General features: G+C 58.5%; 7 protein-coding genes. 3 read left to right on the forward strand and 4 right to left on the reverse strand.

The genetic code is table 11. From position 1 onward, the window contains the following. Positions 1-139 precede the first annotated feature (139 nt). Together AC0GUR_RS09390 and AC0GUR_RS09395 are read left to right on the forward strand one after the other, a co-directional pair. Positions 140-1,618 carry an eCIS core domain-containing protein gene (locus AC0GUR_RS09390; protein WP_472877196.1) on the forward strand — a complete coding sequence of 493 codons (1,479 nt, stop codon included), beginning with the start codon at positions 140-142 and terminating at the stop codon, positions 1,616-1,618. Between the two features lie 107 nt (positions 1,619-1,725). After that, positions 1,726-4,092 (forward strand): eCIS core domain-containing protein, encoded by a 2,367-nt coding sequence (locus tag AC0GUR_RS09395; RefSeq protein ID WP_472877371.1) that lies wholly within the window; start codon positions 1,726-1,728, stop codon positions 4,090-4,092. 62 nt (positions 4,093-4,154) lie between these two features. Here the strand turns inward: AC0GUR_RS09395 and AC0GUR_RS09400 are convergent, their stop codons facing one another. From AC0GUR_RS09400 to AC0GUR_RS09410, 3 genes are all read right to left on the reverse strand, one after another. Beyond that, positions 4,155-6,290 (reverse strand): FUSC family protein, encoded by a 2,136-nt coding sequence (locus tag AC0GUR_RS09400; protein WP_472877197.1) that lies wholly within the window; start codon positions 6,288-6,290, stop codon positions 4,155-4,157. A gap of 178 nt (positions 6,291-6,468) precedes the next feature. Next, on the reverse strand, positions 6,469-6,981 hold the full coding sequence (locus tag AC0GUR_RS09405; RefSeq protein ID WP_472877198.1) for a hypothetical protein: 513 nt from the start codon (positions 6,979-6,981) through the stop codon (positions 6,469-6,471). Between the two features lie 425 nt (positions 6,982-7,406). Next, positions 7,407-8,336 carry a LysR family transcriptional regulator gene (locus tag AC0GUR_RS09410; protein ID WP_472877199.1) on the reverse strand — a complete coding sequence of 310 codons (930 nt, stop codon included), beginning with the start codon at positions 8,334-8,336 and terminating at the stop codon, positions 7,407-7,409. 716 nt (positions 8,337-9,052) lie between these two features. On the opposite strand from AC0GUR_RS09410, the gene AC0GUR_RS09415 reads away from it, so the two are divergent. Beyond that, positions 9,053-10,144, forward strand: coding sequence for an AI-2E family transporter (locus AC0GUR_RS09415; protein ID WP_472877200.1), 1,092 nt, complete (start codon positions 9,053-9,055; stop codon positions 10,142-10,144). Positions 10,145-10,198: 54 nt separating this feature from the next. Here the strand turns inward: AC0GUR_RS09415 and AC0GUR_RS09420 are convergent, their stop codons facing one another. Then, entirely contained in the window at positions 10,199-11,086 is an 888-nt protein-coding gene (locus AC0GUR_RS09420; RefSeq protein WP_472877201.1) for an META domain-containing protein, read from the reverse strand. Between the last annotated feature and the right edge of the window lie 473 nt (positions 11,087-11,559).

An 11,559-nucleotide genomic window follows, 5' to 3' on the forward strand; every position in this document is an offset into this window, starting at 1 on the left:
GGCGCGGAGAAATCGAAGAGCAAGGCTCCGCCGTCAAGGAAAAGCGGAGGTAAGTAGCGTGCGGGGGTGTTGCCCTTTTGGATCAAGGGTGAGCTTGCGTGAACAATTCGCCCAGGCGCACCTGTTGATGTTGTAAGCCATGTCGTTCACTTTTCATGCGTCAACGTTCGTTGCTCTGGAGGGTCATCTGATGCGCCAGGCCGTGGCGGTTCAGTGTAACGAAGTGGACTTGATCGATAAGGAGAGAACCCAGCCGGCCCCGTCGAGCGTGTTGCAACGATGGATTGACGGAAGTCCAAAGCAAATATCGCAGAGCGCTACTCTGGCGCAACTTCGCGCTTACCCGGCGGCAGAGCAATCCAATGGCTTGCCACCGCAGTTGCGCGCTGGCATCGAGGCCCTGTCGGGCGTGGACATGGCAGATGTCGTGGTGCATCGCAATTCCACCAGCCCGGCCCAATTCAGTGCGCATGCCTACGCGCAGGGTAATGCGATTCACCTTGGCCCAGGGGAAGATCGACATCTACCGCACGAGGCTTGGCACGTCGCACAGCAAAAGCAGGGCCGGGTAAGGTCGTCGTTCCTGACGCAAGGTGGTGTCCACATCAATGATGATGTCACCCTGGAGCGCGAGGCGGATGCCATGGGGGCGGTGGCCGAAAAAGAAAGCGTCAATGCGCCAAAAGCTTCAAGTGAGCAAGGCAGAAATGTCGGGCAGCACCAGGTGCGCCAGTTATCTATCTGGAGCTGGGTAAAGAAATCGGCGGTTAGTCTTTTTAATTTTGCAGCGGGAAGTGTTTACCGCGTTCCCGCGCGGGTACTGGACTTGGCTCATCATCTAACGATCGACCTTGTGAAAGCCATTTACTTCGCCATCCATCGCCCCGCTACGGCGGGAGGCGTTGGCCTGATGCAGGAGCAAGCACCCTTGGCGAACTGGGGCCTTGGTGTGCTCACCAGAATTTTGGACATCGCCAACGTGCGTGAGCTCATTGGGGTGCTCACGACGATTGTAGGTACACCATTGAGCGATGTTCGGGGACTGTCCGATGCTGAGAAGCAGCTTGCGCGCGAAATCTTTGGAGACAGTATGAATCTGGCCGACGTATCCCTTTTGGAGAACTCCGCCATTGCTGGAATCACCGCCGGCCCCGGTGGCGCGTTTACAGCGGCGCATACGATTCATGCTGATCGGCCTTTTACGAACCCGGGAAATCAAGGGGCGCATGTGGACAGACAAGCCATCTTGATGCATGAGCTTTTGCATATCGCGCAGGAGCAGAAGCAGGGGATCCTGTCGTGGATCGAGTTGCAGTGGGGGAGAAATGCAACGCGGGCTGTGGCGCCGCAGGGAGTTGATCCCGACTATTTCTATGGGCCCATTGGACCGGGTACGCCGTTGAGGGATTTCAGCAGAGAGCAGCAGGGCGCCATCATTCAGGATTACGCCACCTATCTGCAGACGACGGCTCCACAAGCGAGGAACCCCGCAGATCCCATCCAAAGTGCGCTTGGGTGGGGGCAATATCAGGATTATCAAACGATGCTGCAGGGTCTCCGGCAAGGTCACTGGGCGCTACCCTTTCATCACCCGCAGTGGAAAGACACCATAGGTTGATCGAGGCAGTGACGTGGACGTTGCAGCGCTGCCGGCCTCCCCAAAAGCGCTGATGAGTAGGTCACAACAACACTTCACGATGTACGTACGCTGAGGGCTTCTTGAACGTGAAGCTGAGCGATTCAACGCATCAGGACAAGTTTAACCTCGATCAAGAGCCGCCCCATGTGGGTGACGCCATGCTGCACCCGATGCAGCGAAAAATTGATGGCAGCCCACGGCAGCGCGCCCAGCACAGTCGTCTCACCCAGTTACAAAAGGTGGCGCATCGATCAAAACCGGACGGCCTGCCATTGCCGTTGCGTAGGCGTATTGAATCTCTGTCTGGGATGGATATGGGCGACGTTGTGGTGCATCGCCATTCTGCCAAGCCAGCTCAGTTGAATGCCTTGGCCTATGCGCAGGGAAGTGACATCTATCTTGGCCCAGGGCAAGACCAACATCTGCCCCATGAGGCCTGGCATGTGATGCAACAGAAGCAAGGCAGGGTCAGGCCCATCAAGCAGATGAAAGGAGGCGTGGCTATCAATGACGACGTCCGCTTGGAAAAGGAGGCGGACCAGATGGGGGCGAAATCACTAAGTAGCCTTGGTGGCCAGCTGAGAAGTCCCGACCCATCCATCACGACGAATGATTTGGCTGGATCAGATCTGCCCGTTCAACGCTTTGTCCGCGACAGCCAAATAGGCGAGTTCCTGACGGATTTGCTAGGTCAGGCGGCCGACCCAGGCATGATTGATGTATTCAAAAATGCGCATGGCGAAGGCGTCAGTGATGCCAAGGGCGTCACGGAAGCGCAAAAACGCTATCAGGGCTTCTTGTGTGGCCATCTTGGCAGCGGAAAGATCATGGATGCCCATCGGAGCATTGGCTTTGAATATGAGTTCGCCACCTACAACATCAAGCGTGGCGACATCGATATCGATTCGCACAACGAGCTTGGGCGCTCCGAGCTGCTGGGCGACCTATTTAGCATCCCTTTCAGGCTTGAGACCGATTCCGAGAACGAGCTTGAAGTGACGACGCCGCCGCTCTTGATCGCAAACATAGGCGGCACCATCCATCGATCCGCTGCAAGCAATCTTTATAAGCATTACAAGGCTGCGGCAAAGAGCGCGCGAACAGAAAACGAAGGTGAGTTGGTTTCAGCCCTTGCCATGGCGGATGAGGGGTTTGGTGATGGCTGGAGTTTCGAGCCGAAAGCGTCAATGCTTTCCGTCAGCACCGAAAGGGGAAAGCACCAGTACTCGGATGATCAGATCTATTCTCAGCTGAATATATCGCTAACCTCTGGAGAAATTGCTGACTTCATGGATCAGCAGTCACTGAACTGGACTGCAGACCAGGATGCGGAAGTTCTCGAAGGTACTGACGTATTTTCTACCGCCTACTTCAGGATTCAAAATGCGCTCAACGAAGAGGCGGCCGAAAGAATAGACGCTCACTTGCGCAAAGTCAGTGCGGTGGCGGATTTGCGCAAAGCGGAGCCGTCTGGCGAGGAGCAGCTTGATGAGAAGCTTCTGGGGGAGGCATCGCCTGGAGATGAGTGGTCCGAAGAGGGGTGGCCCGCATACAGGGCGGATCCGGTGCGTGAAAAGCTCGAAGACGAAACAAGCGCGCTGATCACATTGATTAGTCGATCGTTAGCCAATGTCCTCGCGATACCAAGCATCGTATTTAACGAAAGATTCCGCAAAGAGGGATTGCTTGACTCTCTTCATTCGGAGGTTAAGGAAATATTCGGTGTCTGGATCAAAGATACCGTTCATCACCTCATTTCCAGTTACGTCAAAGGCAATGCGGTGACTAGAGCCTTGATGGCATTGATCATCAGGTCGAAGGCCGAAGACGTCGAGAAGATATTGTTTGAAGAGTTGCTTCGCGACGGAAACAGCACATTTCCAAAGGTCAATGCCGATCCGTTCGGCTCGGGTTTTGCCGCCAAGGAAAAGGGGCCGAGAGAATCCAAGGGATCTCCCCGTTCGCTAGCCGGGAACGAGGCAAGGTCGTCAAGCGAAAATAGGGCTCTCCCAAACATCGATGTCGATTACTCTCAGGAACGCTTGGCTGCCATTGAAAAGGAGTCGGAGCAACTAAAGATTGCTCTGCGCGACACGGTAGCGAAGGAAGCAAAGGCATCGATAGCGTTAATGCTTAGGGTTCTCGAGAAGGACGAACAGCCCCAGTTCGACTATCAGTCCGAGTTCTTGAAAGAATCGTTTGAAGGTAGGTACGCGGGTTACGGCGTGCGCAAGGAGACATTCATACCCATCGAGTCTGGAGAAAACATCAGGCTTCATCTGGCAGAGATCAGGAGTGACGAGACCATCGACAGATTCCTGGGTCGAGCTGGCGATGGTGCTCCGTTCGATGGCGAAAGCGAACAGGGGAGCTGGTCAAGTACGCGCGGCTCAGGCGAGGCAACAAGGCGAAAGCGCGAAAAATCGCATCCCACGCGCGGCCGGCGCGAATGACGCCGATGTCACAGCTGCGCTTCTCGGCCAACGCTGATTACATCTTTCGTCTTTTGTCGTGCTTACAAGGCGACTGAATGATTTGCGGGCTTGGCCATGTACGGCGCGAGGGCGGAGTCATCGTCACGCAATGCGCTGCGTAGCTGCAGAAGATGAGACAGGGCTGGCTGGCAACTGGCGCGTGCCCGCGGCAACGCCTGGGATGCCAGTGCGATAGCATGATCCACCGACCAGTCGGCTTCTTTCCATCGTGCCCTGCTCGGGGCGTCGTACAGCCGAGCCAAAGCTTGCACCGCCTGCTCCACCGAGATGCGCACAGCAGCCGGCAAAGACACGTGCTGTATGTCTCCCCGAAGCTCGATCAGGGTGCGACCGCAGTCGTGTATCGCCAGGCCCCAGCCCATCAGACTGCGTGATTGTGCGCTGCCGGGCCGGGTGTGCTGGACGATCTGGTGAAAAAGATCGCGGTTGCCGCTTTCGAAGGCGTAGAGCAGGCCATGCATGGGGGCGGTTGCTGCCAGTTGTACCTGTCGACGCAATCGCTGCATCTGGCGTTTCCACAGCCAACGGGTGCCATGCACCGCGGGCACCAGCATAAAGGCCATGCCTGTGGTCATTACGCCAAACAGCGAGGCCAGCGCTTCGTTGATGAAGTGCTCCGGGTCGTACACCATCGGATTCTTCAGGGCGAGGGTGAGCACGAAACCCAGCGTGTAGGCTGCGCCTATGCCAGGCAGAGTGGAGTTACGAGTGGTCAGGTAGGGGCCAATCATCAGCAAGGGCGCGGTGGCCAGCATGAGCATGATGAAGCCGTCGCTGCCCGGCAGCAGCCAGAACGAGGAGGCATACGAGGCGACGACGCCAAGTGCGAAACCGATCATCGTGTTGGTAGTGACTGCCATAGGCGCCGTGCTGGTGGCGAGTAGCCCGCTGAACAGCGTCGCCAGCAGCATGGCCGTGGTGCCTGAAGGCCAGTTGGTTGCCTGCCAGAGCACGCCAAGGCCAAGCATGGTAAGGAACGTTCGCGCTGCCGCGATCAGGGCGGGCATCTTGTCATTGGGGCGCTTGAAGGCGACGCGCTCTGTCGTGCCACGGAGTCGCCCTTGGGTCTCGCGCAGCGTAGCCTCGAGTGCCGCGAAGTCGCGTAATTCGCCGGCGAAGCGGCGTAGTAGCGTGGCGCCGCTATCGAACTCCAGCAGAAGGTCCGGATCCTGGCGCAAGGTCGCGCGCAGTTGTGTCGCCAATGACTGGAGTCGTTCTTCGCAAGCATCGAGTCGAGCGGCGAGTGGTCGCGGCGCCAGAGCACCGGATGATGTGAGCGCCTCGCCGACAGGTGTGTAGAGCTCGATCAATGCCTTCGCGGTGCGTCCGTGGTGATTCCGTTCCAGTCTGTTGATCAGGTGATGCAGGGACTGAAAGCTGGTGGCCGCGGCCATGTAACGTAGATTCAATAGACGCATGCGACTACTGCGGACGCGCGTTTGGGGATCTTCGAAGATCACCGAGGCGCGTAGATCCTCCAGTTGCACGGCTGCGAGCACGCAACGCAGATGAGCCTTTTCTAGCTCCGCGCGAGGAATGCTGCCGAGCATGCTTTCGCGTGCGAAAGCGATGAAGTCCTCGTAGTGTTCGCGTTCGGTGCGCTGCAAGACGGCGCGCAAGCTCTCAGGCCACACGATGTCGCTGACCAGCGCGGCGACGATGATGCCGATCATCACCTCGCTCACGCGGAGCATCGCGGTATCGAAGACCCGGTAGGGGTCATTGAATGCCGCCAGGGCCACCACCGCTGCGGTATAGCCGGCCAATACAAAGCCGTAAGACCTGAAATTGCGATGGAGTACGGCGCCACCTGAGCATAAGGCTACCCACAAGGACAGGCACAATATGAGCAGCTCGGGCTGCTGCGGAACGACCGCCATCAGCAAGAGCGCGAAGAGGCTGCCGGCGACCGTTCCTATGGCGCGATAGAAGCTCTTGGCGAGCACCATGCCGCGCTGCGGATGCATCACGATGGAAACGGTGATCATCGCTGTGGCTGGCTGTTGCAACTCAAGCAACATGGATAGCCAGGCGGTGAGATAGAGCGCTGCCAGGCACTTGAATACAAAGATCCATGCCTGCCGCTCACCAGCAAGAAACAAAGTCAGGCGGGCGCGTGATCGCGTCATAAGGCGATCGATAAGCAACGAGTTCATCAAGCCCTGCGGCGCGAAAAGTGTTAGATGGGCGGAGCAGGGGCGGCAGCGCAAAGCATGCCGCGGGGCGTCGGTTGGGAGGCGAGTCGCCAAAATGCGTTCCGCTGGCAGCGGGCATCCGTCTGCGCAGCGGAGCGTGTTGGTTAGCCCTGCGCTATCGCGGGGCTAACCGTGTCGATCAGCCCTGGATCTGGTACTCGTCGGTGCGGCTACGTGCGATACCGATAAGTGCGAGCTTCTTCAGGCTGTCCACTTGCTTGGGAAGCTCGGACACCGGCGTTTTGGTGGGATCGAACGCCTTGCTCGACGTGACGACGAGGCGCGAGCCATCGCAGACGGCGAGGGTGATGGTCGTCTGTGGGCCGCCCGTACCGGTGGCTTCGGGGGACTTGGCGCAGTAAGCATCATCGCTCGGCTTGGCTGCGCTACCCACTTCCACGACGAGGCGCGGTGCTGCGGAGCTGGTATTCGGCGAACCTGCGTTCGGAATGGCCTGGGCGATCTGCTGGTTAGTGGCCTCCGGCAGGGCGCCGCGCACTTCAACCGGAAGTTTCGGCATGGCCTTCTTCCAGTAATCGACCGTGTCGTCGGTGTTCGACCAGTGTGCATCGACGGTGGTGCGGCATCCAACCAGCATCAGTAGCGTGGCGGCGGCGCAGGCAATGACTATCAAGCGGGAATGAGTTTGCATGGTGAAAGTTCTCTGGGGAGTAGAGGCACGGCAGGTGTCGTGCGTTAGGGCGCATCGGCTCGGCGGGCGGCACGCGGTCCCCGGAAAAGGCGATGCAGTGATAGGGCTCGCGCAAAGGGCGCGCACGTTCGTGCGGCGACTACGTTTCCGCGTCGTGCTTCACAGGTGTGTTTGGGGAGATATCAGCCGGTGGCTGTGCCCGGCTTGCCGGAGTGGTATGGCCGATGCGTGGCCATGCGGTCAGCGCATTGCAGTTGCCGCGCGGTTAAAACAGAAGCAGTCATTGCCTGGGCTTGCGGGGTTCGGCGAGGGGCGTCAGTGTTATGGAATTGTGATCAGCGATAAATCGCTTGAAGCGCCCCTCACATGGTCCTGCGAGTCCCCAATGGCCGGGAGATGGCGACTGGCGACGAAGCCGCCTGTGCTTATCGAGGAGGCGTGCCACCCGTTTCCCACGGCGCACCTGCCTCCCATTGCTCGACCAGAAAGTCGATAAACGCGCGGGTGCGTGGCGTGAGATGTCGTTTGCTGGGGTAGACCAGTCGTATCGGGTCCGGTGGTGGACGGCAGGCCTCCAATACTTCCACCAGCCTGCCGGCACGCAGGTCGTCACCAATGACGTAATTGGCAAGATAGGCAAGCCCGAATCCCGCCAGGGCTGACTCACGGATGGCTTCGGAATTGTCGACACTCATCCTGCCTGGGCCTTCGTAGAGGAAGGGGCCATCCTCCGATTGCAGGCGCCACGGAATGGGGCGCTCGCCCCGGATGTAAACAATGGTGTCGTGGCGATCCAGATCGCGCGGAGTCTGCGGTGCGCCGCGTTGGGACAGGTACTCGGGTGATGCGCAAACGATGAACTGCTGCCACGCCACAGTGCGCGTCAGGATCAGGGAGTCGTCCTTGGGTGCGCCAATGCGGACGGCAACATCAAACCCTTCTTCGATGAGGCTCACAAAACGATCCGTGAACCACAACTCCGTACGCACTTCCGGCCACTGCTTCAGGTAGGCATGGATCAACGGCAGGATGTGGCGTTGGCCGAACGAGGGTGGGGCCATGAGCCTGAGCGTGCCGGTGGGTCGGCTGCGCCGAAGTGCCATGGTGGCGTCGACATCTTCCAGCTCTTCCAGAATCTGCCGCCAGCGATCATAGACGGTGGCCCCTTCGTCGGTGAGGCTCAACTTGCGCGTGGTGCGATGGAGTAGTCGCACACCCAGCTGGCTTTCCAGCCGCACGATGCTCTTGCCTACTGCCGAGCGAGTGAGCCCGAGGCCTGTGGCGGCGGCAGTAAAGCTGCCGGACCTTACCGCGGCAACGAATGCTGCGATATCGCCGAATCGATAGGGTTCCATGAGCGTTGACGTCGTGGTGGTCGAGATGGGGAAGGGTTGACCAGCGAAGAGCCTTCGGGCGGTTTCGCTTTCAGACGCAAGGCATGTGGGGAGATGGGCCTGCGCCTGGGCGTATCGTACAGGGGGTGGTCGCGCGCAAGGGTGGCGGCCATTATCCAGGCTCTCCCGTTGCTCAGCAGTGTGTGCCTTAAGTCTTCGATTTCAACGATTTAGAGTGAAGCGTCGACTTTCTTGCGGCTGCTTTCAAGCCGCCCGCAGTCCCGGCACCTCGCGCCATGTCATTGGCACTGCGGTCTCGGTGGTGCAGGCCGCTCAGGTCAGACTGCTCTCGCCATAGAAGCAGAAATCAGCGGGTAAGTCCGTGTGGTTGTTGCAGGTGCAGAAATGACCATTGGGTATGCGCCGGAACTGTCAATGGCACTGACGATGGTGCACGTGCGCTACCTTTGTGGATCGCTCATCGCCGCGATGCGAATGGAACACGACATGATCCCTCGCTGCGCCAGGCATGGCCGGCAGGTACGCTTCGCACCCAGCGACCTTGGTCAGGCGATGGGTCGCATCCAACGGCAGTGTGAGCCAGGTGGTTCTGCGCACTCCGCATTTCACAATCACTTCATTATTTGTCTTCTACTTTTTGGTGGAGGGATTGAGAAGTCACATTCCGCGTTCACCCGGCTTCCAGGAAGCTGATAGATACGCACACTGCAGGCAGCTTGCGCCGCGCCCGAATGAGCAGACGATTTCCATCCCTAGTCAGAGGAAGCATCTTCTTCCTAGCCGTAGGATGGGTGCTGCACGTCGGTCGCCAAATTTTCGAGCCCATCATCATCAGCGTCCTGGTGGTCTATGTGATCGTGGGCGTTGCGCGACAAACGCAGCGTATCCCTGGTCTTGGCCCGCGGATACCAGTAAAGCTGCATTACACGTTGGCGATTCTATTGATTGGCCTGGCCCTGGTTGGCATCGCCTCACTCATCATTGGCAACATCAGCCGCATGGCGACGTTGGGGCCTCAATATCAGGCCAGCCTCATAGGGCTCATCCAGAAGTGGTTTGTGCGCCTGGGAGGTGAGTCGGAGCCGACCTGGGCCACGCTTCGTCGCGACATCATCGGTCAGATCAACGTCCAGCGACTGATAAGCTCCACCGTGGTTTCGATCACCTCCATCATGAGTGGCCTGATCGTTATCTTGTTGTATGCGGTGTTCCTGCTGATTGAGCAATTCAATCTGCATCACAAGATTTCGATGATCGAGAAGGAATACCCGGGGGCCTCGCGCTTGCAGAGCGCCATCGCCGATATCAATCAGCGTATCGGTACTTATCTCGCGCTCAAGACCTTCGCTAGCGTGCTTCTTGGCGTGATCAGCTGGGCGATCATGGCGCTGTTCGGACTGGAGTTCGCCGCCTTATGGGCCATTCTCATTGCCTTGCTGAATTATGTGCCGTATCTGGGCACTTTTCTTGGCGTGCTGTTTCCTTCGATCTTTGCCATTGTCCAGTTCGGAGAGTTTGAATCGGCGGCCAAAGTGGCTCTCGCACTATGTGTACCGCAGTTCCTTATTGGCAACTTCCTTGATCCCTACCTCATGGGAAGCTCCTTGAACCTGAGTCCATTCGCGATACTGGTTAGCCTTGCCGTGTGGAGCGCACTGTGGGGCGTCACCGGGGCATTCTGTGCGGTGCCGATCACGGCTTGTATCGCCATGGCGCTTTCTGAGTTTCCCGGAACCCGCCCAATCGCCATCTTGCTTTCAAAGAATGGCAGCCTGGGCGATACGGACGAAGTCGCTCCGACGAGTTGAGTTTGCGCCGGCGCACCGCACCCTCAATTTTTCGACCGCTCCCTATGTAAGGCGCTACGGACTTACTTTCTCCGATTCGACGATCAGATCCAGCACGAAGGCAAAGGGCGGTGTACCGGCAGGCGCGTTGGCGATGCGATAGCGCTTCACCCGCAGCACGTTGCGGATACCGGGCTCGTGCATATAGCCCTCGATGGTTTCCGTCATGGGTTTCCAAGGGCCGGGTTGTCCGACTTGCAGTCCGTGTTCGTCGTAGTGTCTCTCACGCACTTGCAGGCACGAAGCGTGGGTGGTGTCGCCGGGTTTGCATGGCACGGTCTGGGCCGCAACTTCCAGAAACACAGTTTCGCCAGGTCCACCGTACCGCGTCTCTGCCGTGGCATGTCCGGCAAAGCTCAGCGTGTCGCCTGACCGGGTCACCAGCCGAAGTTGCGGTGATGGCTCGCCCGCTTTCACGGAAAACGCGAGTCGCCCCTCCAGGCGCTGCGCAATTGCCTTGTCCAGCGCCGACAACGAAGGGTTGACGCAGGCCATCAGGGTGCTGGCCATCGGATTTATTCGTAGCTGGTCACCCTTGGCGGTGAAGCTTCCGCTCATGCGATTGCAGCTGTTGCTGACGTAGATACTGTTGGCTGTGAAATCCAGCTGCAGGGGCTTGTCGGGCTGGACAAATAGCGTATCGATACGCTTCCCGGCCTTGTCAGTGGCATCGACGAGTTGCCAATGGTATTGCTCAAGCTTTGGTGTGTCGACGGAGGCCGTGCCATGGGATGCTGCCGAGGGTGCCGGCGCATTGGCTGCCTCAAGAGTTCCTGCACAGGCTGTCTTCGACAAGGGCGCGCATACGACCGCGGCGAGCAATGGAAGCCACAGCAATCGAAGTAATTTCCTTTGCGTGCATGACGACAGAATGGTTTTGCCAGCGATGAATTGAGTTTTCATGAAAGTCCCCGGGGTTAAGGCGCTTCAAGGCCCATGGTACGGATGGTTTGCACTGCCGTGCCGGCGGTTGGCGTGCACCCGGTGGGGCAGAGATAGAAACACCACAAATCTCCAAGCAAGTCGTGCTGATGACCCATGTGCTGAATAGTGAGGCCGCTGGCGCGAATGGCATGTAAATCAGTGTGGATACGCCGAAGGCCAGAGCAAAACTTTCTCTCCACCTCGGCAGCATTTTCACGGGACCATGACGACTCTTTGTATCAACTCAATGACCGTCACGTCATCTGCGTCTGCACAACGTCTTTCTGAAGGGCATGAATGCTTGGGCGTGCAGGCAGCGAGCCTGGCAAGGCAGCGCGCGTCGCATAGGTTGAGCCGGGAGTCCCGGGGGCAATGTGACCATCTGCAACTGGATAGGGTTCCTTCCTTGGCTAGCGTCCAGGCGTCGATGCCGCTCGGGCACGCGTGCTGTT

It is taken from the genome of Dyella sp. PARNA 12/25, from assembly GCF_055702865.1.

What these genes read in the sequence shown, in the direction of transcription:
- AC0GUR_RS09390 (WP_472877196.1), top strand. Translation starts at nt 140, where the DNA reads ATGTCGTTCACTTTTCATGCGTCAACGTTCGTTGCTCTGGAGGGTCAT.
- AC0GUR_RS09400 (WP_472877197.1), bottom strand. Translation starts at nt 6,290, where the DNA reads ATGAACTCGTTGCTTATCGATCGCCTTATGACGCGATCACGCGCCCGC.
- AC0GUR_RS09405 (WP_472877198.1), bottom strand. Translation starts at nt 6,981, where the DNA reads ATGCAAACTCATTCCCGCTTGATAGTCATTGCCTGCGCCGCCGCCACG.
- AC0GUR_RS09410 (WP_472877199.1), bottom strand. Translation starts at nt 8,336, where the DNA reads ATGGAACCCTATCGATTCGGCGATATCGCAGCATTCGTTGCCGCGGTA.
- AC0GUR_RS09420 (WP_472877201.1), bottom strand. Translation starts at nt 11,086, where the DNA reads ATGAAAACTCAATTCATCGCTGGCAAAACCATTCTGTCGTCATGCACG.